Source organism: Tsukamurella sp. M9C (genome assembly GCF_020169415.1).
Lineage (GTDB): Bacteria > Actinomycetota > Actinomycetes > Mycobacteriales > Mycobacteriaceae > Tsukamurella.
This window is the reverse complement of sequence record NZ_JAIULG010000013.1, coordinates 1-23,144: the sequence shown is the minus strand read 5'-3', so window position 1 is coordinate 23,144 and position 23,144 is coordinate 1. Positions and strand designations below refer to the sequence as shown.

Genomic DNA, 23,144 nt, shown 5'->3' with positions numbered 1-23,144 from the left:
CTCAGCCCTTGAGGCGCTCCGCGAGGGCGCGGGCGTTGCGCAGCGCGAGGGCCTGCACCACACCGATGGGGTGCACGCCGCTCGCGGTCGGCAGGGCCGAGGCGTCGGCGATCACCACGTTCGGCACGTCCCACAGCGCGCCCTCCGGGTTCGCCGCGCCGCGCCGCTCCGAGGACGCCATCCGGACGGTGCTCATCGGGTCCTGCGCGCCGAGCGCGATCTCGCCGACGCCGTACCCGGCCGCGTGCGACTGTTCCAGGAACCGCTCGACCGGGCGGTCGCCGGGAACGTGATCGCCCCCGCGCTGCTGGCCGGTGAAGATCCGCCGCGCCCCCGCGGCTTCGAGGATGCGGACCGCGGTGTCCACACCCGTCCGCAGGTTCGTCCGGTCGGCCTCCGCCAGGTCGTACCGCACGGAGGGCTCGCCGGAGGCGTCCATCACCACCTCGCCCGCGCCCCGGTCGCGCAGCACCACGCGCACGATCGACAGGTGCGGGAACTGCCGCATCACGTTGAGGTGTTCGACGGGGTTGCGCCACGGCACGAAGCTCGACGCCAGCGCGGGCGTGAGCGGCGCGGTCTCGTACCGCACGCCGAAGCCGTTGCCGTCGAGGTTCGCGTGCGCGTCGCTGAACCGGGTCGATGGTGCGCCCAGCCACGGGTCCACGGTCTCGCCGAACAGGCCGACCGCAGTGGCGGTGGGGTGCAGGTGCAGGTGCTTGCCCACGTGCTGCCCGCCGATGCCCGAGCGGGCGAGCAGCGCCGGCGTCTCGAAGCCGCCCGCGGCCACCACGACGGCGCTGCAGCGCACCGTGAGCCACGAGCCGCCCGAGGTCCGCGCGATCACCGTGCGGGCGCGCCCGCCCTGCGTCTCGATCGACCGGGCCTGTGCGCCGGTCACGATGCGGGCGCCCTTCTTCTCGGCGTCGCGCAGCCACGTGCGGCCGGCGTCCTGCTTGGCCGCGACCCGGCTGGACGGGCCCCACCGGCCCTCGGACTCAAAGTCGTCCGCCAGGCTCACGGGCCGTACCGGCAGGTCGAGCGCGCGGCAGCCCTTCTCCAGGATCACGTCCCGCGCAGAGGGGGTGCCGGCGCCGTCGGTCACGCCCGAGCGCTGCCACACCTCCGCGAGGGCGGCGTCCAGTGCGGGTCCGGTGTCGATGCCCCGCGCCGCCCAGTCGGCGCGCACCTCCTCGGGCGGGAGGAAGTAGCCGCCGTGCGAGACGGTCGTGCCCCCGCCGAGGCAGCGCGAGGTCAGGAGGTAGGACTGCGCGTTCTCGGTCCAGAACGGTCCCGGCGCGTACAGCTGCGCCAGGTTGTCGAGGTCGGAGTCGCCCACCTCCGTGGGCGCGACGTAGTCGCCGCGCTCGAGGACCAGCACGTCGAGCCCCGCCTCGGCGAGCGCCGCCGCGGCCACCGCGCCGCCCGCGCCGGAGCCGATCACCACCACGTCGCACGCGGTCGAGGCGTCGATCTCGTAGCGCGCGGGGGAGAGGGGCCGCTGCGCGCGCAGGGCGCGGGCCCGCGGCTTCTTCATGGGCGCCTGCCGCGGGTAGCCGATCGCGGCCATCAGCTCGGCTCCCGGGCCGTGCTCGCCGTCGGCCCCGCCCGCGGCGTAGTAGGCGAGCAGCGCGATGTTGCGCAGGCGCTTGAACAACATTCGCTTCTGCACGAACCGCGACCGGGACAGATCGATCAGCACCCGCTCGCGTTCGGCGGCCGAGAGGTCGGCGAAGCGCTGCCCCCGGGTCCCCAACACAGTGGTGCAGAACACGCGGTTGTCGAAGAGTGACAGGGACTGCGCGAGCGTCACGCCGTCGCTGTCGCGTGGACTGCGGTCGGCGTAGGAAACGGCCAGGTCACCGGCCCGGAGGTCGCTTGCGGAGGGGATCGCCACCCCGTCCCCCGGGGCGAAGGAGTCGACGATCGCGGACAGCGTCGTGCGTTGCCTGGTCGACAATTCCATGACCTGAACGTACTGGTATGCTTCGTGTCGCATCAAGGCATCCTTTTCAGTCCGTCCAGTGAGGCGGAGCGAGCCGTCCGGAGAGGCGGAGAAGGGGGTCACGTGGCTCGGGAACTCATGTCCGCGGCCGATGTCACCCGAACGGTGGCTCGGATCGCGCATCAGATCATCGAGAAGACGGCCTTAGACACCAGGGCCGCGGGTGATGAATCGCATCCCCGCGTCGTCATCTTCGGCATCCCTACGCGCGGTGCGGTTCTCGCCGCCCGGCTGGCGGCCGACATCGAGGAGTTCTCGGGCGTGGCGGTGCCCGTCGGTCACCTCGACATCACCCTCTACCGCGACGATCTGCGGCACAAGCCGCACCGTCCCCTCGAGCGCACCACGGTGCCGCCGCAGGGGGTCGATGGTGCGCTGGTCATCCTCGTCGACGACGTCCTGTTCTCGGGCCGGACGGTGCGCGCCGCGCTCGACTCGCTGCGCGACATCGGGCGGCCCGCCGCGGTCCAGCTCGCGGTCCTCGTCGACCGCGGTCACCGGCAGCTGCCGATCCGCGCCGACTACGTGGGCAAGAACATCCCCACCTCCCGGCAGGAGGACGTGCAGGTGCGGCTGCAGGAGAAGGACGGCGAGGACGCCGTGGTGATCTCCGAGCTGCCCGCACCGGAGACGACGGAGGACGCGCTGTGACCAGGCACCTGCTCTCCGCCGCGGACCTGAGCCGCGCCGAGGCCGAGGAGATCCTCGACGAGGCGGACCGGCTGCAGCAGGCGCTGATGGGCCGCGAGGTCAAGAAGCTGCCCACGCTGCGCGGCCGCACCGTGATGACGGTCTTCTACGAGAACTCCACCCGCACCCGCGTCTCCTTCGAGGTCGCGGGCAAGTGGATGAGCGCCGACGTGATCAACGTCTCCGCGTCCGGCAGCTCCGTCGCGAAGGGCGAGTCGCTGCGCGACACCGCGCTCACCCTGCACGCCGCCGGCGCCGACGCGCTGATCGTCCGGCACCCGGCGTCCGGTGCGGCGCAACAGATCGCGGACTGGACCCACTCGGCCGCCGCGCTCGGCGGCCTGCCCGGGCCCGTGGTGATCAACGCCGGCGACGGCATGCACGAGCACCCCACCCAGGCCCTGCTCGACGCGCTGACCCTGCGGCAGCGGCTCGGCGGCATCGAGGGCCGGCGCATCGTCATCGTCGGCGACGTGCTGCACAGCCGGGTCGCCCGGTCGAACGCGCTGCTGCTGTCCACGCTGGGTGCCGAGGTCGTCCTGGTGGCGCCGCGCACGCTGCTGCCGGTCGGCGTCGAGACGTGGCCGGTCACGGTCGCCGATTCGCTCGAGGCCGAGCTCCCCGGGGCGGACGCGGTGATGATGCTGCGCGTGCAGGCCGAGCGCATGAACGGCGGCTTCTTCCCCAGCGAGCGCGAGTACTCGGTGCGCTTCGGCCTCAACCCGCAGCGCGCGGCCCTGCTGCCCGATCACGCCGTCGTACTGCACCCCGGACCGATGCTGCGCGGCATGGAGATCGGCTACTCGGTCGCGGACTCCGCGCAGGCCGCGATCCTGCAGCAGGTCAACAACGGCGTGCACGTCCGCATGGCGGTCCTCTTCCATCTTCTCGCCACTGAGGGAGGCCCCGAATGAGTGTGCTGCTCACTGATGTCCGGCCGTACGGCGAAGGCGATCCGGTCGACGTCGCGATCGCCGGCGGCGAGATCACCGCCATCGGTGCCGGTCTCACGCCCGCCGAGGGCGCCGAGGTGATCGACGGCGGCGGCAAGGTCCTGCTGCCGGGCTTCGTCGACCTGCACACGCACCTGCGCGAGCCCGGCCGTGAGGACACCGAGACCATCGAGTCCGGTTCCGCCGCCGCCGCGCTCGGCGGCTACACCGCCGTCTTCGCCATGGCCAACACCAGTCCGGTCGCCGACTCCGCCGTGGTCACCGACCACGTCTACCGCCGGGGCCAGGAGGTCGGCCTCGTCGACGTGCACCCCGTGGGCGCCGTCACCGTCGGCCTGAAGGGCGAGAAGCTCGCCGAGATGGGCATGATGGCCGCCGGCCCCGGTCGGGTGCGGGTGTTCTCCGACGACGGTGTCTGCGTGTCGGATCCGCTGCTCATGCGCCGCGCCCTGGAGTACTCGGCGTCGCTGGGCGTGGTCATCGCGCAGCACGCCGAGGAGCCGCGCCTGACCAAGGGGGCCGTGGCGCACGAGGGTCCCGAGGCCGCGCGCCTGGGCCTGGCCGGCTGGCCGCGCGCCGCCGAGGAGGCGATCGTCGCCCGCGACGCGCTGCTGGCCCGCGATGCCGGTGCGCGCGTGCACATCTGCCACGCCTCCACGGCGGGCACCGTCGAACTGCTGAAGTGGGCCAAGGGCCAGGGCATCGCGATCACCGCCGAGGTGACCCCGCACCACCTGCTGCTCGACGACTCGCGGCTGCAGACCTACGACGCGGTGAACCGGGTGAACCCGCCGCTGCGCGAGGCCTCCGACGTGGCCGCGCTGCGGAAGGCGCTGCGGGACGGCGTGATCGACTGCGTCGCCACCGATCACGCGCCGCACGCCGAGCAGGACAAGTGCTGCGAGTTCGCCGCCGCCCGCCCCGGCATGCTGGGACTGGAGACGGCGCTGGCGATCGTCGCGCAGGTCTCGGTGGAGACCGGCGACCTCGACTGGCGCGACGTGGCGCGGGTGATGAGTGAGAAGCCCGCGCAGATCGCGCGCCTGGACGATCAGGGCCGGCCGATCGGCGTGGGTGAGCCCGCGAACCTGACGCTGGTCGACCCCGACCTGGGGTGGACGGTGCGTGCGGACGAGCTCGCCAGCCGCTCGCGCAACACCCCGTTCGCGGAGCTGAGCTTCCGGGCCAAGCCCGTGCTCACGCTGCTCCGCGGTCGGGTCACCGCCCGCGACGGCGCGGCCGCGCAGCCCGGGACCGGGGTGCGGGCGTGAGCGTCAGCGACTTCGCCACGCTGCTGCTCGTGCTCGTGGTGTTGGCCGCCCTGTTCGCGCTGATGGCGCTGGGCTGGCGCCGCCGCGGGCAGCGCCAGGCCGCGTCGGTGGGCGAGATCCCCAGCACGCCGGAGCAGCTCAGCGAGCTGGTCTTCGGCCCGGTCTCCGGCGTGTACGTCGGCAGCACCGTGGCGCCGCACTGGCAGGACCGGGTGGCGGTGGGGGACTGGGGCTACCGCGCCACCGTGAACCTGAGCCGCTACGCCGACGGCTACCTGATGGAGCGCGGCAGGGGCAACCCGATGTGGATCGCCGACGAGCACCTGGTGGAGGTGCGGCGAGCCTCCAAGCTGGCCGGCAAGGTGATGCCCGGCGACGGACTGCTGGTGTTCCGCTGGGAGCTGCCCACCGGCACCGTCGTGGACACGGGCTTCCGCGCCGACGACAAGACGACGTATCGAAAACTGATGGACGTGAGGGAAAGTTAGATGGCTGCCGACAACAAAGCACTGCTGGTCCTGGAGGACGGAACCGTGCACCGCGGAGTCGAGTTCGGCGCCGTCGGGCAGACCCTCGGCGAGGCCGTCTTCTGCACCGCGATGACCGGCTACCAGGAGACGCTGACCGACCCGTCGTACGCGCGACAGATCGTGGTGGCGACCGCCCCGCAGATCGGCAACACGGGCTGGAACGACGAGGACGACGAGTCCCGCGGCGACAAGATCTGGGTCGCCGGCTACGCCGTGCGCAACCCCACCCGCCGGGTGAGCAACTGGCGCGCCAGCGGCACCCTCGAGGGCGAGCTGGTGGACCAGGGCGTCGTCGGCATCGCCGGCATCGACACCCGCGCGCTGGTGCGCCGCCTCCGCGACAACGGCTCCATGCGCGCCGGTGTGTTCTCCGGCGAGGCGCTCGCTCCCGAGGCCGAGCTCCTCGACCGGGTGCGGGAGCAGCCGTCGATGAAGGGGCAGAACCTGATCGGCGAGGTCTCGACCACCGAGTCCTACACCATCGAGCCGGAGGGCGAGGCCCGCTTCACCGTGGTCGCCGTCGACCTCGGCATCAAGACCAACACGCCGCGCATGTTCGCCGAGCGCGGCATGCGGGTGCACGTGGTGCCCTCGACCATCACGCTCGACGAGGTGCGCTCGTTCAACCCGGACGGCTTCTTCCTCTCCAACGGCCCCGGCGACCCCGCCACCGCCGCGCACGAGGTGGAGCTGACCCGCGGCGTCCTGGACGCCGGGCTGCCGCTGTTCGGCATCTGCCTGGGCAACCAGCTGCTGGGCCGTGCCTTCGGCCTGGAGACCTACAAGATGAAGTTCGGCCACCGCGGCATCAACATCCCCGTCGTGGAGCACGCCACCGGCCGGATCTCGATCACCGCGCAGAACCACGGCTTCGCCCTCGAGGGCGAGCGCGGCGCCGAGTTCGACACCCCGTTCGGCCGCGGCCGCGTCAGCCACGTGTGCGCCAACGACGGGGTCGTGGAGGGCGTCGAGCTGCTCGACGGCCGCGCCTTCTCGGTCCAGTACCACCCGGAGGCCGCTGCGGGTCCGCACGACGCCGCCTACCTCTTCGACAAGTTCGCGACTGTTATGGGAGACAAGTAAATGCCACGGCGCACCGACATCCAGCACGTCCTGGTGATCGGCTCGGGCCCGATCGTGATCGGCCAGGCCTGCGAGTTCGACTACTCCGGCACCCAGGCCTGCCGCGTGCTGCGCGCCGAGGGCCTGCGCGTCTCGCTGGTGAACTCGAACCCGGCGACGATCATGACGGACCCCGAGTTCGCGGACGCCACCTACATCGAGCCCATCACCCCCGAGTACATCGAGAAGGTGATCGTCGCCGAGCGCGACAAGGGCTTCCCGATCGACGCCGTGCTCGCCACCCTCGGCGGCCAGACCGCGCTCAACGCCGCGGTCGGCCTGCACGAGCAGGGCATCCTCGAGAAGTACGGCATCAACCTCATCGGCGCCGACTTCGACGCCATCCAGCGCGGTGAGGACCGGCAGAAGTTCAAGGACATCGTCGCCAAGATCGGTGGCGAGTCCGCGCGGTCCAAGGTCTGCTTCACCCTGGACGAGTGCAAGGAGACCGTCGCCGACCTGGGCTACCCGGTCGTCGTGCGGCCGTCGTTCACCATGGGCGGCCTCGGCTCGGGCATGGCCTACGACGAGGCCGACCTGGTCCGCATCGCGGGCGCGGGCCTCGCGGCCTCACCGACCGCGAACGTGCTCATCGAGGAGTCGATCCTCGGCTGGAAGGAGTACGAGCTCGAGCTCATGCGCGACGGCCGCGACAACGTGGTGGTCGTCTGCTCCATCGAGAACGTCGACCCCGTGGGCGTGCACACCGGCGACTCGGTCACCGTGGCCCCGGCGATGACGCTCACCGACCGCGAGTACCAGATCATGCGCGACCAGTCGATCGCCATCCTCCGCGAGGTGGGCGTCGACACCGGCGGCTGCAACATCCAGTTCGCGCAGGACCCGCGCGACGGCCGGCTGGTCACCATCGAGATGAACCCGCGCGTCTCGCGCTCCTCGGCGCTGGCGTCGAAGGCCACCGGCTTCCCGATCGCCAAGATCGCCGCGAAGCTCGCCGTGGGCTACACGCTCGACGAGATCCTCAACGACATCACCGGCGAGACCCCGGCGTGCTTCGAGCCCACGCTCGACTACGTCGTGGTCAAGGCCCCGCGCTTCGCCTTCGAGAAGTTCCCCGGCGCCGACGACACGCTCACCACCACGATGAAGTCGGTGGGCGAGGCCATGAGCCTGGGCCGCAGCTTCGCCGAGGCCTTCGGCAAGGTGATGCGTTCCCTGGAGACCAAGCGCCACGGCTTCTGGACGGGTGCGCCCGTCGAGGGCACGCTCGAGGAGCTGCTGCAGGAGATCACCGTCCCCAAGGACGGCCGGTTCTACCTGATCGGCCGGGCCTTCGAGCTGGGCGCCACCGTGGAGCAGGTCTTCGACGCCACGGCGATCGATCCCTGGTTCCTCGAGGAGATCAAGGCGGTCATCGACCTCGGCACGCAGGTCCGCGACGCGGACCTGACGCCGGACCTGGTGCGGCTGGCCAAGACCCACGGCTTCTCCGACCTGCAGATCGCCGAGCTGCGCGGGGTGAGCGAGGACGAGATCCGCGCCTTCCGGCACGAGCACGACGTGCGCCCGGTCTACAAGACCGTCGACACGTGCGCCGCCGAGTTCGAGGCGAAGACCCCGTACCACTACAGCAGCTACGAGCTGGACCCGTCGGCCACCGGCGAGGTGGCCCCGCAGACGGAGCGGCCCAAGGTGCTCATCCTCGGCTCGGGCCCGAACCGCATCGGCCAGGGCATCGAGTTCGACTACTCGTGCGTCCACGCCGCGCTCACCCTGAGCGAGGCCGGCTACGAGACCGTGATGATCAACTGCAACCCGGAGACGGTCTCCACCGACTACGACACCGCCGACCGGCTCTACTTCGAGCCGCTGACCTTCGAGGACGTGCTCGAGGTCTACCACTCGGAGCAGCGCTCCGGCGAGGGCGGCCCGGGCGTCGTCGGCGTCATCGTGCAGCTCGGCGGGCAGACGCCGTTGGGCCTGGCCGCGCGCCTCAAGGCCGCGGGCCTGCCCATCGTCGGCACCTCGCCCGAGGCCATCGACCTCGCCGAGGACCGCGGCGAGTTCGGCCGCGTGCTCACCGAGGCCGGGCTGCCGGCGCCGAAGTTCGGCACCGCCACCACCGCCGAGGGCGCCCGCGAGGTCGCCGCCGGGATCGGCTACCCCGTGCTCGTGCGCCCGTCGTACGTGCTCGGCGGCCGCGGCATGGAGATCGTCTACGACGAGCAGGCGCTCCTCGACTACATCTCCCGCGCCACGGAGCTCGCGCCCGATCGCCCGGTGCTGGTGGACCGGTTCCTCGAGGACGCCGTGGAGATCGACGTCGACGCGCTGTGCGACGCCACGGGCGAGGTCTTCATCGGCGGCATCATGGAGCACATCGAGGAGGCCGGCATCCACTCCGGCGACTCGGCCTGCACCCTGCCGCCCACCACGCTCGGCCGCGCCGACATCGACGCGGTGCGCGCCGCCACCGAGGCACTCGCCCGCGGTATCGGCGTGCACGGCCTGATGAACGTGCAGTACGCGCTCAAGGACGACGTGCTCTACGTCCTCGAGGCCAACCCCCGCGCCTCGCGGACCGTGCCCTTCGTCTCGAAGGCCACCGCGGTCCAGCTCGCGAAGGCCTGTGCCCGGGTCATGCTCGGCCAGACCATCGCCGAGCTGCGCGAGCAGCAGATCCTGCCCGCGGAGGGCGACGGCTCGCAGATGCCGATCGACGCGCCGGTCTCCGTCAAGGAGGCGGTGCTGCCGTTCAACCGCTTCCGGCGCGCGGACGGCACCGGCGTCGACTCGCTGCTCTCGCCCGAGATGAAGTCCACCGGCGAGGTGATGGGCGTCGACCGCGACTTCGGCACCGCCTTCGCCAAGTCGCAGACGGCGATCAGCGGCTCGCTGCCCGCCACCGGCAACGTCTTCGTCTCCGTCGCGAACAAGGACAAGCGGGCCCTGATCTTCCCGATCAAGCGCCTGGCCGACCTCGGCTTCTCCATCCTCGCCACCGAGGGCACCGCGGACGTGCTGCGGCGCAACGGGGTCCAGGTGGAGACGGTGCTCAAGCACTCGGACGTCATCCCCGAGGGTGAGCAGTCCATCGTCGAGAAGATCAAGGCCGGCGACGTGGGCCTGATCATCAACACTCCGTTCGGCAACGCCGGCCCTCGCGTCGACGGCTACGAGATCCGCACCGCCGCGGTGCAGGCCTCCGTGCCGTGCGTGACCACGGTGCAGGGCGCCTCGGCGGCCGTGCAGGGCATCGAGGCGGCGCTGCGCGGCGGCATCGGCGTCAAGAGCCTGCAGGACATGCACGCGGCACTGGTGAACCGGTGACCTTCGCCGCGCGCGTCGCCACCGCCGTCGCCGACCGGGGGCGGCTGGTCGTGGGCATCGACCCGCACCCGCCGCTGCTCGCCGCGTGGGGCCTGTCCGACGACGCCGCCGGCGTGCGGGCCTTCGGGCTGCGCTGCGCCGAGGCCTTCGCCGGCGAGGTCGGCTTCGTCAAGCCGCAGGTGGCCTTCTTCGAGCAGTTCGGCGCCGCCGGGATGCTCGCGCTGGAGGAGGTCATGGCCGCGTGCCGCGAGGCGGGCGCGGTCGTGATCGCCGACGCCAAGCGCGGCGACATCGGCTCCACCATGGCCGGCTACGCGCGCGCCTGGCTCGGCGACTCGCCCCTGTCCGCCGACGCGGTGACGCTCTCGCCCTACCTCGGCTACGGCTCGCTGCGACCGGCGATCGACGCGGCCCGCGCCGCCGGGCGCGGCGTCTTCGTCCTCGCCCGCACCTCCAACCCCGAGGGCGCGCAGGTGCAGGCCGACGGCGTCGGGCAGCGGATCGTCGACGACGCCCGGGCCGACAACGCCGACGGGACCGGCACCGTCGGCCTCGTGGTGGGTGCCACCCGCGAGCACGGCCTGGACCTGGACGGCCTGGCCGGGCCGATCCTCGCGCCGGGACTGGGCGCGCAGGGCGCCACTCCGGCGGACCTCGCGGCGATCTTCGGCACGGGTGCGACGGTGCTGCCCAACTCGTCGCGGCAGGTGCTCGGGGCGGGCCCCGAGGCCGCGGCGCTGCGGTCCGCGGCGCTGGCCGTGCGGGACGAGGTCGAGCGCGCGCTCGGCTGATCCGTCCTCGCCCGATCCGATCCTCGCCCGATCCGCCGCGGCTATCGTCGACGGGGTGAACGTCGATGTGACACCGCTCCCCGGCATCGGAGTGCGCAAGGACTTCGAGCTCGCCACCGGCCGCCGCGTGGGGGTCGTGGCGCACCGCGACGGCACCGTCGAACTGTTCCTCTCGGAACGCGACGATCCCGACGCGAGCGCCGCCCAGGTGCCCCTGTCCGGCGAGGAGGCCGGCGTGCTCGCCAACCTCCTCGGCGCGCCGCAGCTGGTCAACCAGTTGCGCGCTGACCAGCGCGGACTCGAGGGCATCAACACGCGGCAGCTGCCGATCCTCGCCGGCTCGCCGTACGACGGGCGGACACTGGGGGAGACCCAGATGCGGACCCGGACCAAGGTCTCGCTCGTGGCGGTGATGCGGGCGGGCGAGGTGCAGCCCTCGCCCGGCCCCGAGTTCGTCTTCACCGCGGGCGATCTGCTGGTGGTCGTCGGGACGGCCGAGGGGCTCGACGCCGCCGCGCAGATCCTGACGAACGGGTGACCCTCCACCTCGACGAGAACACGGTCGCGCTGATCGAACTCGGCGCCATCTTCTTCGTCCTGGGCTTCCTCGGCCGCGCCGCCAGCAAGGTGGGGGTCTCGCCCATCCCGCTGTACCTGATCGGCGGCCTGGCCTTCGGGGTCGGCGGCGTGATCCCGCTCGGCGAGGCCTCGGAGTTCAGCCACACCGCCGGCGAGATCGGCGTGATCCTGCTGCTGCTCATGCTGGGCCTCGAGTACACCGCGGCGGAGCTCACCACCGGCCTGCGGCAGTCCTGGCTCGCCGGTGTGGCCGACATCGTGCTCAACGCCACCCCGGGCGCCGTCGTCGCGCTCGTCCTCGGCTGGGGGCCGACCGGCGCCCTCGTACTCGCGGGCGTCACGTACATCTCGTCGTCGGGCATCGCCGCGAAGGTGCTCAGCGACCTCGGCCGGCTCGGCAACCGCGAGACGCCCGTCGTGCTCTCGGTGCTGGTCTTCGAGGACCTGGCGATGGCGATCTACCTCCCGATCCTCACGGCGATCCTGGCCGGTCTCGGACTCGCGGGCGAGGTCTCGGCGGTGACGATCGCGGTGGTGGTGGTTAGCGTCGTGCTGATCTCGGCGGTCAAGTACGGCCACCGGGTATCGGCGCTGGTCTACAGCGACGACCGCGAGGTCTTCCTGCTCAAACTCATCGGCGCCGCCCTGCTGGTGGCGGGTGTGGCGTCGGCGCTGCAGGTCTCCGCGGCCGTGGGCGCCTTCCTGCTCGGCATCGCCATCTCCGGGTCGATCGCGCACGAGGCGACGCGCCTGCTGGAGCCGCTGCGCGACCTCTTCGCGGCCCTGTTCTTCGTGGTCTTCGGGCTGAACACCGATCCGCGGGCCATTCCGCCCGTCCTCGGCTGGGCGGTCCTGCTCGCCGTCGTGACCACCGCGACGAAGCTCGCCACCGGGTGGTGGGCGGCGAAGCGGGTCGGCGTGAAGCGGATGGGCCGGGCCCGCGCCGGCGCGGCCCTCGTGGCGCGCGGGGAGTTCTCCATCGTCATCGCCGGACTGGCGGTCACGGCGGGTGCCGTGGACGGCCGCGTCGCCGCGCTCGCCACTACGTACGTCCTGATCATGGCCGTGGTGGGGCCGATCATCGCCCGGGTCGTCGAGCCCGTGGTCCGGGCGGGGGAGCGGACGGTGCGGCGCGTGCGTTCCGGCGCATCGCCCTCGGCGGGGTGACGGCGGGCCCTCGTCGACGGCGAACGGGGCGCCGACACGCCCGGGCCCGCCGCGAAGTGCAGGTATTTTCGCAGGTCACTTGAGTTTCACCTGTCACATCGGTCGGTCGCTCGTCGCGAGGTTCTACCGATCTGAAAGCATTGTGGTGCAACGGTTCTCGATTGCAACGCACACTGTGTGCAGCTGTTCGGGCCGTCGCCCGGCCGGGACGCCTACAACACCGCCAAACCGCAGGTGAGAGGGGGGTGGGGTTCCCATCCCGCGCGAAACGTGGGTACCGTCGCAGGAGTCGCAAGTACGCGGCAAAGACCTAAGTACATCGAAGACGGAGGAATCGTGGCCCTTCCCCAGTTGACCGACGAGCAGCGCGCCGCTGCTCTGGAGAAGGCAGCTGCCGCTCGTCGTGCACGCGCCGAGCTGAAGAACCGGCTCAAGGGCGGCACCACCACCCTGCAGCAGGTGCTCAAGGACGCGGAGACCGACGAGGTCATCGGCAAGATGAAGGTCTCGGCACTGCTCGAGGCGCTTCCCAAGGTGGGCAAGGTCAAGGCGCAGGAGCTGATGACCGAGCTCGAGATCGCCCCCACCCGCCGCGTGCGGGGTCTGGGCGACCGGCAGCGCAAGGCGCTGCTCGAGAAGTTCTCCGCCTGACACGTAGTGTCCGGAGAAGTTCCCGCGGGCCGGAGGGGCCGACTGGTTGTACTGGTCGGCCCCTCCGCCGTCGGTAAGTCGTCTGTGGTCGGCAAGCTCCGCTCGGAGGTTCCCGACCTGTTCTTCTCGGTGTCCGCCACCACGCGCGATCCGCGCCCCGGTGAGGTGGACGGCCGGGACTACCACTTCGTCGGCGACGGAGGTTTCGACCGCCTGATCGCCGACGGTGCGCTCCTCGAGTGGGCGGAGATCCACGGCGGCCTGCAGCGGTCGGGGACGCCCGCGCAGCCCGTGTACGCGGCGCTCGAGGCCGGGCGGCCCGTGCTGGTCGAGGTGGACCTCGCCGGCGCGGCCAGCGTCAAGGCCGCGCTGCCCGAGGCGGTCACCGTCTTCCTGAGCCCCCCGAGCTGGGACGAGCTGGAGCGCCGGCTCCGCGGCCGGGGCACCGAGAGCGCTGAGAAGATCGAGCGCCGACTCGAGACCGCGCGGGCCGAGATGGCCACGCGGGACGACTACGACGCGGTGGTCGTGAACGACGACTTGGACCGCGCCGTGTCGGATTTGGTATCCTTGCTGGTCGGCGCCGGCGACCCGACGGCCTAGCCCTGCCGCCTTGCGGGCGTAGACTGGGCGGACCAGCGATAATCGTGAAGTTTGTGACGTAGGAGAAGCGTGAGCACCACCACTGAGACCGTGTACGACCAGCCGCTCGGCATCACCAACCCGCCGATCGACGAGCTGCTCGAGCGCACCTCCTCGAAGTACGCCCTGGTGATCTACGCGGCCAAGCGCGCGCGTCAGATCAACGACTACTACAACAGCCTGTCCGACGGCATCCTCGAGTACGTCGGCCCGCTCGTCGAGCCGGGCCTGCACGAGAAGCCGCTGTCGATCGCCATGCGCGAGATCCACGAGGATCTCCTGGAGCACACCGAGGGCGAGTAGAGCTGACGCGCCCATGATCATCGTCGGCGTCGGCGGCGGTATCGCCGCCTACAAGGCGTGCGCTCTGGTCCGGCACTTCACCGAACGCGGGCACGAGGTGCGGGTGATCCCCACCGAGTCCGCGCTCAAGTTCGTCGGTGCCGCGACCTTCGAGGCGCTGTCGGGCAACCCCGTCCAGACGGGGGTCTTCGAGTCGATCCCCGAGGTGCCGCACGTGCGCCTCGGGCAGTCGGCCGACCTCGTCGTCATCGCCCCGGCGACCGCCGACCTGATGGCGCGCGCCGCCCAGGGCCGCGCCGACGACCTGCTGACCGGCACCCTCCTCACCGCCCGCTGCCCGGTCGTCTTCGCTCCGGCGATGCACACCGAGATGTGGGAGCACCCCGCCACCCGGGCCAACGTCGCGACTCTGCGCGAGCGCGGCGCCGTCGTCATCGAGCCCGCCTCGGGCCGGCTCACCGGGAAGGACACCGGCGCCGGCCGGCTGCCCGAGCCCGACGAGATCGGCGCCCTCGCCGACGTCCTGCTGGAGCACCCGGGAGCACTGAACCGCGACCTCGAGGGCCGGAAGGTCGTCGTCTCCGCGGGCGGTACCAAGGAGGCGCTCGACCCGGTCCGCTACCTCACCAACCGCAGCTCCGGGAAGCAGGGCTACGCCCTCGCCCGGCTCGCCGCGCAGCGCGGCGCGCAGGTGACGCTGGTCGCGGGGAACACCGTCGGCCTGGCCGACCCGTCGGCCGTCGAGGTCGTGCGCATCGCCTCCGCGCTGGACCTCCAGGCCGCCATGGCCGAGCACGCCGCCGACGCCGATCTCGTGATCATGGCCGCCGCGGTCGCCGACTACCGGCCCGCCGAGGTCGCCACCACCAAGCTCAAGAAGGGCGCCGACGGCAAGAGCGAGGCCCTCGAATCGATCACCATGATCGAAAACCCCGACGTGCTCGCCGGGCTCGTCGCCGCGCGCCGCGAGGGCTCCCTGCGCTCCGACGCCGTCATCGTCGGCTTCGCCGCGGAGACGGGCGACGCCAACGGCTCCGTCCTCGACTACGGCCGGGCCAAGCTGCGCCGCAAGGGCTGCGACCTGTTGGTGCTCAACGCGGTCGGCGACGGCCGCGCCTTCGAGGTCGACGAGAACTCCGGCTGGCTGCTGGGTGCGGACGGCGGCGAGACCGCCCTGCCCCTCGGCTCGAAGGCCGCCATGGCCGCGCGCATACTGGATGCCGCGGTCTCCCGCGTGCCGGCAGCGCGCTAGCATTTCCAATCGCAAACATCATCGAGAGGACGTCCGAAGTGGTTTCCGGTTTCGCCAGTTCCGCCCACCGCCTGTTCACCAGCGAGTCGGTCACCGAGGGCCACCCGGACAAGATCTGTGACGCCATCTCGGACTCGATCCTCGACGCCCTCCTCGCGGAGGATCCGACCTCGCGCGTCGCGGTCGAGACCCTGGTCACCACCGGCCAGGTCCACGTCGCCGGCGAGGTGACCACCTCCGCCTACGCCGACATCCCGCACATCGTGCGCGACAAGGTGCTCGAGATCGGCTACGACAGCTCCGCCAAGGGCTTCGACGGCAACTCCTGCGGCGTGAACATCGCCATCGGCGCGCAGAGCCCCGAGATCGCCCAGGGCGTCGACCGGGCCTACGAGCACCGCGTCGACGGCGCGCAGGACGAGATCGACGCCCAGGGCGCCGGCGACCAGGGCCTGATGTTCGGCTACGCCTGCTCGGACACCCCCGAGCTCATGCCGCTGCCGATCTCGCTGGCCCACCGCCTCTCGCGCCGCCTCACCGAGGTGCGGAAGAACGGCGCCCTGCCCTACCTGCGCCCGGACGGCAAGACCCAGGTCACCATCGAGTACGCGGGCGAGCAGCCCGTCCGCCTCGACACCGTGGTCATCTCCAGCCAGCACGCCGCCGACATCGACATCGACGGCATGCTCGCCCCCGACCTGCGCACCCATGTGCTGAACACCGTGATCGCCGACCTGAACCTGCCCAGCCTCGACACCTCCGCGGTGCGGCTGCTGGTGAACCCGACGGGCAAGTTCGTGCTCGGCGGGCCGATGGGCGACGCGGGCCTGACCGGCCGCAAGATCATCGTCGACACCTACGGCGGCATGGCCCGCCACGGCGGCGGCGCCTTCTCCGGCAAGGACCCGTCGAAGGTGGACCGCTCGGCCGCGTACGCGATGCGCTGGGTCGCGAAGAACGCCGTCGCCGCGGGCCTCGCGGAGCGGATCGAGGTCCAGGTCGCCTACGCCATCGGCAAGGCCTCGCCCGTCGGCCTGTTCGTCGAGACCTTCGGCACCGAGCAGCTCGACCCGATCAAGATCCAGCAGGCCATCGCCCAGGTCTTCGACCTGCGTCCCCGCGCGATCATCAACGACCTCGACCTGCTCCGGCCGATCTACGCGCCCACCGCGGCGTACGGCCACTTCGGGCGCACCGACATCGACCTGCCGTGGGAGCGCACCGACCGCGTGGACGCCCTGCGCTCCGCGGCCGGCCTCTGACACCCGCCCCGACCGGTGTGACCGCACCCGGCCCCGCCGAGGCCGCGCAAGCGGCCGTCGAACTCCCGATCGCCCGCGTCCTGCCGCTGCTGCAGGTCAGCCACCTCGATCGGGAGTTCGACTATCTCGTCCCGCCCGAGCTGGACGAGCAGGCCCGGCCCGGCGTCCGGGTCCGGATCCGGTTCTCCGGCCGGCTCGTCGACGGCTATCTCCTCGAGCGGCTCCCGCGCACCGAGCACGAGGGCAAGCTCGCGCCGCTGCAGCGCGTCGTCTCCCCGCTGCCGGTCCTCACCCCGCCGGTGCTCAAGCTCGTCACCGAGGTCGCCGCACGCTACGCCGGAACCAGGGCCGACGTGCTGCGCCTCGCGATCCCGCCGCGACACGCCCGCGTCGAGAAGACCCTGCTGGAGCAGGAACCCGCCGAACCCGCGCCGCCGGAGGCACCCCCGGCAGCCCTCGCCGAGTACACCCACGGCACCCAGTTCGCGGCGGCGGCGGTCGCCGGACGGTCGCCGCGCGCGGTCTGGCAGGCCCTCCCGGGCGAGGACTGGGCGGCGCGCCTGGCCGAGCTCGCGGCCACCGTCGTCGCGGCCGGACGCACGGCGCTGCTCATCGTCCCCGACCAGGCCGACCTCGACCGGCTCGCCGCGGCGTGCGCCCACCTCGACCCCGCGGTGCTGGCCGCCGGCCTGGGGCCCTCCGCCCGGTACCGGCGGTGGCTGCTCGCGCTGCTCAGGCGGACCCGGGTCGTGATCGGCACGCGGAGCGCCGCGTTCGCGCCGCTGCCCGACCTCGGTCTCGTGGCCGTGTGGGACGACGGTGACGAGTCCTTCGTGGAGCCGCGCGCCCCGTACCCGCACACGCGGGAGGTGCTCGCGCTGCGGGCGCACCAGGAGGGCGCGGCGCTGGTCATCGGCGGTTTCGCCCGCACCCCCGAATCGCAGGCCCTCGTCGAGGCGGGGTGGGCCGCGGAGATCGCGGCGCCCCGCGAGCTGGTCCGCAGCCGCTCGCCCCGCATCTCCGGGACCGCGGACTCGGACATCGCGCTGGCCCGCGACCCGCTCGCGCGCTCGGCCCGGCTGCCCGCCGCGGCCTTCGCCGCCGCGCGGGAGGCGCTCGACGCCGAACGCCCCGTGCTCGTCCAGGTCCCGCGCCGCGGGTACGCGCCCGCGCTGTCGTGCGAGCGCTGCCGCACACCGGCCCGGTGCCGGCGCTGCCACGGCCCGCTCGAGCAGGCCGGCGGCGGCGTCCTGCGCTGCCGGTGGTGCGCGCAGGACGACCCCGGGTACCGATGCCCCGCCTGCGGCGGCACCGCGATGCGCGCGGTGATCGTGGGCGCGATGCGCACCGCCGAGGAACTCGGCCGGGCCTTCCCCGGGGCGGCCGTCACGGTCTCCGGCGGCGAGACGGTGCACGCCGAGGCGCCCGCGGGCCGGCGGATCGTGGTCGCCACGCCCGGCGCGGAGCCCGTGGTCGACGGCGGCTACGGCGCGGCGCTGCTGCTCGACGGCTGGCTGCTGCTCGGCCGCGCGGACCTGCGGGCCGCGGAGGAGACCTTCCGCCGCTGGATGAACGCGACCGCGCTGGTCGCCGCCGACGGCGCCGTGGTCTGCGGCGCGGATGCGGGTATCCGCGCGGTGCAGGCGCTGATCCGTTGGGACGCGGCCGGTTTCGCCGCCGCGGAGCTCGCCGAGCGGGCCGAGGTGGGGTTCCCGCCGGCCACGCACCTCGCCGCGCTCGACGGTGCCGAGGCCGACATCCGGGCCGTCGCGGACGCCGCGACGCTGCCCGACGGTGCCGAGGTGCTCGGCCCCGTCGACCTGCCGCCCGGGGTGCGGATCCCCGGCGCACCCGACGAGGGACCGCCGCCGCAGCGGCTCCTGGTGCGCGTCGCGCGCCGGGACGGTCGCGCCCTGGCGCGGGCGCTGTTCCTGGCGCAGGTGGGCCGGAGCCTGCGGCGCGAGGGCAACCCCGTCCGCATCCAGATCGACCCGCTGCGGATCGGCTAGGCGCCGCCCCGGCGCTGTGGCAGCCGGGCCTCGACGGCGCTGATCGACAGGCCGATCATGTACTCGAACTCGGCGTCCGCGTCGAACCGCGCGAGGTCGGGAGCCACCGACTCGACGGCCGGCAGGCCGCACGCGGCGAGCCCCGCCCGGCGGCGCTCGATGGCCTCGGCGTCCGTCATCCCGAAGGTCGGCGCCGCCTCGAACTCGCGGAGCAGCGTGCCGATGAGGGAGGCGAGCAGAGAGCGCATCAGGTGCACGGCCTCCGCGGGGGCGAATCCCGCACTGAGCAGGACGTCCAGGATCGACTGCGTCGGCGCTAGTGCGGCGACGGACTGCACCTGGCGGGTCAGCACGAGCGTGGCGGCCCGGGGGTGTGCCTGGGCCGCGGTGCGGAAGGCGCGCGCCACGCCGGCGAGATCGGCGCCCAGGTCACCGGTCGGCACGTGCACGACGATCGAGCGGAGCAGGTGCTCGGTGACCGCGTCGAGCAGGTCGTCCTTGTCGCGGACGTGGTTGTAGAGGCTTTTCGCGTCCACGGACAGGTACCGCGCGATCGCGCGCATCCCGACCTCGGCGACGCCGTCGCGGTCGATGAGCGCGAGGGCCGCCTCGACGACCGCGGCGCGCGACAGCCTGGGTGCTCCGAGGGCGGGGCGCCCCCGTCGGGGCCGCGGCGTGGTCATGAACCCCATCATCCCCTACATTCGGCACCTGAAAATATCCACGCTGTGGGTAATATGGCGGGATGATCGCCCACACCTCCCGCTTCGTCATGCCGCCCGCGTCCGTCCTCCGGGCGCGCGAGAAGCTGGTGCTCGACCACTTCCACGACGAGGTGCGCCAGGACTGGGACGCGACCCTGGCGACCTTCCCGCATCCGCACTACGAGCTCGTCGCGCAGATGACCGTGCACGACGGCGACGACGAGGTACGCGACTACTACGCGGACACCCGGGTCGCCTTCCCCGACCAGGACCACGAGCTCATCGCGCTGCGGCACAGCGTGGACGCCGTGATCGTCGAGTTCTGGCTGCTCGGGACCCATCGTGGGCCGCTCGGCGCGATCCCGCCCACCGGAACCCGCCACCGCACGCGGATGACGGCGTACTTCGTCTTCGACGAGGAGGAGCGCCTTGTCGCCGAGCGGATCTACTTCGACCAGCTGACCATCCTGCGGCAGCTCATCGGGGGCCTGAACCTGCGCAGCCCGAAGGGTCTGCTGACGCTCGGACGGGTCCTGGTCGGCGCCCTCCGGATGCAGAGCGGCCCGCCGGATCCGAGGCTCACGCGGACCGCGCCGCCCCGGCTGGACGACTGACCCCTCGGGTCACTCCTCCTCGTCGGCCGCGGTGGCCTCGATCAGCTCGTCCGCCGTCGCCGCCTCGGGGTCCGGGCGCGGCTCGTCGGCGGATTCCGGTTCGGCGACGGGCTCGATGGGGGCGGAGGCGGATTCGGGCTCGGCGGCCGATTCGATGATGCCGGGCGACTCGGCCGGCGTGCCGACCTCGCGGGGTGCGTTCCCGGTGTCGATGGTCGCAGTGGACGGCTTGTCGGTCTCCTCGTCGGCGGCGGACGCGATCCCGGCTCCGGAGAAGGTGATGGCTGCGGCGGCGACGATTGCTGCGAGAGTGCGCATGTCGGTGTCCTGGTGTCGGCTGCGGTGGCTGGCGACCGTTCCTTCATCGCGCGACCGACCCTACGCCGGTCGACGGCGACGCGCAGGGGAGGTTCTAACCTCGAAGCCGTGACTACGACGGGGTGGCGGGCCGGATGGGCGAAGACGGACATCACGGGGGAGCCCTGGGGCGTGGGGCTGATGGGCTACGGCATGCCCGGCCAGCGCGGCCGCGGCCTGCTCACCCGGCAGTGGGCCCGCGCCTTCGTCGTCGCCACCCCCTCGCACCGGGTGGCCTACGTGGTCGCCGACATCGGGATGTTCTTCCAGGCCGCCGTCGACGAGATCACCGATCGGCTGGCCGCCGCGACCGCCGGCCGGCTGTCGGCCGAGAACGTCGTGCTCACCGCCACCCACACCCACTGCGGCCCCGGCGGCCACGGCCGCCACCGCCTCTACAACATCACCACCCTGGGGCACCACCGCCGCACCTTCCACCGCCTGGTCGACGGGGTCGTCCGCGCCGTCCTCGACGCCGAGGCCGCCCTCGCGCCCACCGCGCTGTCGTCCGCCCGCGGCGAGCTGCACGACGCCTCCGTCAACCGCAGCGCGAGCTCCTTCGACCGCAATCCGGACCGCGACCGGCTGCCCGGGCGCATCGATCCCGCGATCACCCTGCTCCGCTACGAGCGCGACGGCGAGCTCCGCGCCGCGATCGACTGGTTCGCCGTGCACTGCACGTCGATGGGAAACGGCAACCGCCTCATCAGCTCCGACAACAAGGGCTGGGCCGCGGCCGCCTGGGAGACCGCCGAGCGCGACGTTCATCCCGACTTCGTGAGCGCCTTCGCTCAGACCAACTCCGGCGACATGTCGCCCAATCTTGGGGGCGCCGCCGGCCACGGCCCCACGGACGACGAGCGGGCCAATACCGCCGAGATCGGCAGGCGCCAGCTCGACGCCGCCCGGCTGCTCGCCGACGGACCCGGCCGCCCGCTGACGCCGGTCATCGGCCACCGCCTCACCCACGTCGACTTCGGCGCGGCGCAGACGGCGACGGGGCCCACCGGCCGCGCCGTGCTCGGCGCCGCCTTCGCCGCCGGCACGACCGACGGGATCGGGTCACCGGCGTTCCACCAGGGCCTGGGCAACCGCATCGGCCTGATCAGCCGGGCGCTGTACCGCCGCCGCCCGGTGCTCGCGGCGCAGCAGGCGCCGAAGGAGATGTTCTTGCCCGCCGGCGCGCTCGGCTGGGTGCAGGAGGTGCTCCCGGTCCAGTTGATCCGGCTGGGGGAGCTGCACCTGCTCTGCCTGCCCGTCGAGGTCACCGTCACGGCGGGCGCTCGCCTCCGGGACGCGGTCGCCGCGGCGGCGGGGATCGATCCGCACGACGTGCTGGTCCAGGGCTACGCCAACGGCTACGCGCACTACCTCACCACGCCCGAGGAGTACGACGCGCAGCGCTACGAGGCCGGGAGCACCGTCTTCGGGCGCAATCAGCTGGCCGCCTTCACGGAGGCCGCACAGCGACTCGCCGCCGACCTCGCCGCGGGGCGCCCCTCGGAGCCGGGCGCGCCCCCGCCGCGGCAGCGCGCCCCACGGATCGGTTCGCCGTCGGGCTCGACGGTGCTGAGCCGGCCCCGCCCGGTCCGCGTGGCGGCCGTGCGGACGCCGGTCGACGGGGGCCGGTTCGCCGTCGACTTCGACTGCCCGCACCCGAACCGCGTGATCCCCGACAGCTACGCGCGGGTCGAGCGGCGCGAGGGTGACCGCTGGGTGCCCGTCGCCGACGACGACGCCCCATCGACCGAGATCACCTGGCGTCGACGAGGATCTGCGTTCACGGCGACGGTCACCGTCGACCTCGGTGGAGTTCCCGGCGAGTACCGCGTCGGCTACGCCGAGGCCGTGCCGGGCCGGTACGCCTGGGCCACTGTCCGGGTGGCCTAGGCGCGTCTCCGCTCAGAGGTGCACGAGCGCCCGGACGGGGTCCTCGACGTAGTCGGCGAACAGCCGGAGGAAGCCGCCCGCCTCGCCGCCGTCGCACACGCGGTGATCGAAGGCGAGCGAGACCTGGGCGACCTTGCGGACGACGATCGCACCGTCGACCACCCAGGGCCGGTCGATGATCCGCCCGATCCCGAGGATCGCGGCCTCGGGGTGGTTGATGATCGGCGCGGAGCCGTCGACGCCGAAGACGCCGTAGTTGTTGAGCGTGAACGTGCCCCCGGTGAGCCGGGCGGGCGGCAACGCGCCGTCCCGCGCGAGCGCGGTGGTCTCGGCCAGCCGCCGTGCGAGTTCGACCGTGGTCAGGCTGTCGGCGTCCGCGACCACCGGCACGACGAGGCCCCGCGGCGTCTGCGCCGCGATCCCGAGGTGCACCCGACCGTGCTGGACGATCTGCCGGCGATCGGCGTCGACGGAGGAGTTGAGCTGGGGGAACCGCCGCAGCGCCGCGACCGCGAGGCGCGCCAGCAGCGCGAGCAGGCTCACCCGATCCGCGTCGGGGAGCGTCGCGTTCATCGCGGTCCGCGCCGCGAGGAGCTCCGTGGCGTCGACGTCGACCCACGTGGTGGCCTCCGGGATCTCGCGCCGGCTCGTGGTCAGCTTGTCCGCCACGGCCTTCCGGATGCCGTTGAGCGGGATCCGGACGTCGCTCCTGCCCGCGGCCGGTTGCGCCGGCACGGGCGGGGCCGTGCGAGCGGCGAGCGCCGCGTCGACATCCGCGCGGCGGATGACGCCGCCCACGCCCGAGGGGCGCACCGCCGACAGGTCCAGCCCGCGCTCGCGGGCGAGGTCGCGGACCACCGGGGAGATGACCCGCGTGACGGCCGGCGCCGCCTGCTCGCGGGCCGGAGCCTGCGCGGGTGCGGCCGCGGCCTTCGGGGAGGCGGCGCGTCGCCGCCGGGTGGGCCGGTCCGCGCTCGTCCCGTAGCCGATGAGCACGTTCCCGGACGGGCCGTCGGCGGGCGGGCCGTCCGGGAACGTGCTCATCGGCTACGGGACGAGCG

Annotated in this window: 21 protein-coding genes; 17 read left to right on the top strand and 4 right to left on the bottom strand. The window is 72.9% G+C overall.

What is annotated here, in order from left to right:
• Nucleotide 1: 1 nt before the first annotated feature.
• A complete protein-coding gene (locus LB823_RS08935) occupies nucleotides 2–1,999 on the bottom strand; it encodes an FAD-dependent oxidoreductase (protein ID WP_224646579.1) in 1,998 nt (665 codons plus the stop codon).
• A 69-nt stretch (nucleotides 2,000–2,068) separates the two neighbouring features.
• On the opposite strand from LB823_RS08935, the gene pyrR reads away from it, so the two are divergent.
• The 15 genes from pyrR (at nucleotide 2,069) to LB823_RS08860 (ending at nucleotide 18,518) form a co-directional block, all read left to right on the top strand.
• Entirely contained in the window at nucleotides 2,069–2,656 is a 588-nt protein-coding gene (pyrR, locus tag LB823_RS08930; protein WP_224646578.1) for a bifunctional pyr operon transcriptional regulator/uracil phosphoribosyltransferase PyrR, read from the top strand.
• Nucleotides 2,653–3,609 carry an aspartate carbamoyltransferase catalytic subunit gene (locus LB823_RS08925; protein ID WP_224646577.1) on the top strand — a complete coding sequence of 319 codons (957 nt, stop codon included), beginning with the start codon at nucleotides 2,653–2,655 and terminating at the stop codon, nucleotides 3,607–3,609. The genes pyrR and LB823_RS08925 overlap by 4 nt, the downstream gene beginning before the upstream one ends.
• A complete protein-coding gene (locus LB823_RS08920; RefSeq protein ID WP_224646576.1) occupies nucleotides 3,606–4,919 on the top strand; it encodes a dihydroorotase in 1,314 nt (437 codons plus the stop codon). Before LB823_RS08925 ends, LB823_RS08920 begins: the two co-directional genes overlap by 4 nt.
• The gene (locus LB823_RS08915; protein ID WP_224646575.1) at nucleotides 4,916–5,407 is read left to right on the top strand and encodes a transporter; all 492 of its coding nucleotides are present in this window, start codon (nucleotides 4,916–4,918) and stop codon (nucleotides 5,405–5,407) included. Before LB823_RS08920 ends, LB823_RS08915 begins: the two co-directional genes overlap by 4 nt.
• Nucleotides 5,408–6,532: a glutamine-hydrolyzing carbamoyl-phosphate synthase small subunit gene (gene carA, locus LB823_RS08910; RefSeq protein WP_224646574.1), complete on the top strand. Its 1,125-nt coding sequence runs from the start codon at nucleotides 5,408–5,410 to the stop codon at nucleotides 6,530–6,532. It abuts the gene before it with no gap.
• Complete coding sequence (gene carB / locus LB823_RS08905; RefSeq protein ID WP_224646572.1) at nucleotides 6,533–9,862, top strand: carbamoyl-phosphate synthase large subunit; 3,330 nt, start codon at nucleotides 6,533–6,535, stop codon at nucleotides 9,860–9,862. It begins immediately after the preceding gene.
• Complete coding sequence (gene pyrF, locus LB823_RS08900; protein ID WP_224646569.1) at nucleotides 9,859–10,653, top strand: orotidine-5'-phosphate decarboxylase; 795 nt, start codon at nucleotides 9,859–9,861, stop codon at nucleotides 10,651–10,653. Before carB ends, pyrF begins: the two co-directional genes overlap by 4 nt.
• Nucleotides 10,654–10,708: 55 nt before the next feature.
• Complete coding sequence (locus tag LB823_RS08895; RefSeq protein WP_224646567.1) at nucleotides 10,709–11,191, top strand: cation:proton antiporter regulatory subunit; 483 nt, start codon at nucleotides 10,709–10,711, stop codon at nucleotides 11,189–11,191.
• On the top strand, nucleotides 11,188–12,399 hold the full coding sequence (locus LB823_RS08890) for a cation:proton antiporter (RefSeq protein ID WP_224646566.1): 1,212 nt from the start codon (nucleotides 11,188–11,190) through the stop codon (nucleotides 12,397–12,399). The genes LB823_RS08895 and LB823_RS08890 overlap by 4 nt, the downstream gene beginning before the upstream one ends.
• A gap of 336 nt (nucleotides 12,400–12,735) precedes the next feature.
• Nucleotides 12,736–13,050, top strand: coding sequence for an integration host factor, actinobacterial type (mihF, locus tag LB823_RS08885; RefSeq protein ID WP_224646564.1), 315 nt, complete (start codon nucleotides 12,736–12,738; stop codon nucleotides 13,048–13,050).
• A gap of 6 nt (nucleotides 13,051–13,056) precedes the next feature.
• Complete coding sequence (gene gmk / locus LB823_RS08880; RefSeq protein WP_224646562.1) at nucleotides 13,057–13,653, top strand: guanylate kinase; 597 nt, start codon at nucleotides 13,057–13,059, stop codon at nucleotides 13,651–13,653.
• 69 nt (nucleotides 13,654–13,722) lie between these two features.
• Entirely contained in the window at nucleotides 13,723–13,995 is a 273-nt protein-coding gene (gene rpoZ, locus LB823_RS08875) for a DNA-directed RNA polymerase subunit omega (RefSeq protein WP_068520856.1), read from the top strand.
• Nucleotides 13,996–14,008: 13 nt separating this feature from the next.
• A complete protein-coding gene (coaBC, locus tag LB823_RS08870; protein WP_224646560.1) occupies nucleotides 14,009–15,247 on the top strand; it encodes a bifunctional phosphopantothenoylcysteine decarboxylase/phosphopantothenate--cysteine ligase CoaBC in 1,239 nt (412 codons plus the stop codon).
• Nucleotides 15,248–15,285: 38 nt separating this feature from the next.
• A complete protein-coding gene (gene metK / locus LB823_RS08865) occupies nucleotides 15,286–16,509 on the top strand; it encodes a methionine adenosyltransferase (protein ID WP_224646558.1) in 1,224 nt (407 codons plus the stop codon).
• Between the two features lie 17 nt (nucleotides 16,510–16,526).
• On the top strand, nucleotides 16,527–18,518 hold the full coding sequence (locus tag LB823_RS08860; RefSeq protein ID WP_224646556.1) for a primosomal protein N': 1,992 nt from the start codon (nucleotides 16,527–16,529) through the stop codon (nucleotides 18,516–18,518).
• Here LB823_RS08860 and LB823_RS08855 read toward each other — a convergent pair.
• Nucleotides 18,515–19,201: a TetR/AcrR family transcriptional regulator gene (locus LB823_RS08855; RefSeq protein ID WP_224646554.1), complete on the bottom strand. Its 687-nt coding sequence runs from the start codon at nucleotides 19,199–19,201 to the stop codon at nucleotides 18,515–18,517. The two genes, LB823_RS08860 and LB823_RS08855, sit on opposite strands and share 4 nt — an antisense overlap.
• 62 nt (nucleotides 19,202–19,263) lie before the next feature.
• Between LB823_RS08855 and LB823_RS08850 the strand changes: the two genes are divergently transcribed.
• Nucleotides 19,264–19,836: an ester cyclase gene (locus LB823_RS08850; protein ID WP_224646553.1), complete on the top strand. Its 573-nt coding sequence runs from the start codon at nucleotides 19,264–19,266 to the stop codon at nucleotides 19,834–19,836.
• Between the two features lie 9 nt (nucleotides 19,837–19,845).
• On the opposite strand, the gene LB823_RS08845 is transcribed toward LB823_RS08850, so the two are convergent.
• The gene (locus tag LB823_RS08845; RefSeq protein ID WP_224646552.1) at nucleotides 19,846–20,154 is read right to left on the bottom strand and encodes a hypothetical protein; all 309 of its coding nucleotides are present in this window, start codon (nucleotides 20,152–20,154) and stop codon (nucleotides 19,846–19,848) included.
• Between the two features lie 108 nt (nucleotides 20,155–20,262).
• Between LB823_RS08845 and LB823_RS08840 the strand changes: the two genes are divergently transcribed.
• Entirely contained in the window at nucleotides 20,263–22,083 is a 1,821-nt protein-coding gene (locus LB823_RS08840; RefSeq protein ID WP_224646551.1) for a neutral/alkaline non-lysosomal ceramidase N-terminal domain-containing protein, read from the top strand.
• Between the two features lie 12 nt (nucleotides 22,084–22,095).
• Here LB823_RS08840 and LB823_RS08835 read toward each other — a convergent pair whose 3' ends face one another.
• Nucleotides 22,096–23,127: a dihydrolipoamide acetyltransferase family protein gene (locus tag LB823_RS08835; RefSeq protein WP_224646550.1), complete on the bottom strand. Its 1,032-nt coding sequence runs from the start codon at nucleotides 23,125–23,127 to the stop codon at nucleotides 22,096–22,098.
• Nucleotides 23,128–23,144: the final 17 nt, after the last annotated feature.

Bases quoted from the DNA above. Each gene is read 5' to 3' on its own strand.
- LB823_RS08935 (WP_224646579.1), bottom strand. From the start codon at position 1,999: ATGCGACACGAAGCATACCAGTACGTTCAGGTCATGGAATTGTCGACC.
- LB823_RS08920 (WP_224646576.1), top strand. From the start codon at position 3,606: ATGAGTGTGCTGCTCACTGATGTCCGGCCGTACGGCGAAGGCGATCCG.
- carA (WP_224646574.1), top strand. From the start codon at position 5,408: ATGGCTGCCGACAACAAAGCACTGCTGGTCCTGGAGGACGGAACCGTG.
- carB (WP_224646572.1), top strand. From the start codon at position 6,533: ATGCCACGGCGCACCGACATCCAGCACGTCCTGGTGATCGGCTCGGGC.
- coaBC (WP_224646560.1), top strand. From the start codon at position 14,009: ATGATCATCGTCGGCGTCGGCGGCGGTATCGCCGCCTACAAGGCGTGC.
- LB823_RS08855 (WP_224646554.1), bottom strand. From the start codon at position 19,201: ATGACCACGCCGCGGCCCCGACGGGGGCGCCCCGCCCTCGGAGCACCC.
- LB823_RS08850 (WP_224646553.1), top strand. From the start codon at position 19,264: ATGATCGCCCACACCTCCCGCTTCGTCATGCCGCCCGCGTCCGTCCTC.
- LB823_RS08845 (WP_224646552.1), bottom strand. From the start codon at position 20,154: ATGCGCACTCTCGCAGCAATCGTCGCCGCCGCAGCCATCACCTTCTCC.
- LB823_RS08835 (WP_224646550.1), bottom strand. From the start codon at position 23,127: ATGAGCACGTTCCCGGACGGCCCGCCCGCCGACGGCCCGTCCGGGAAC.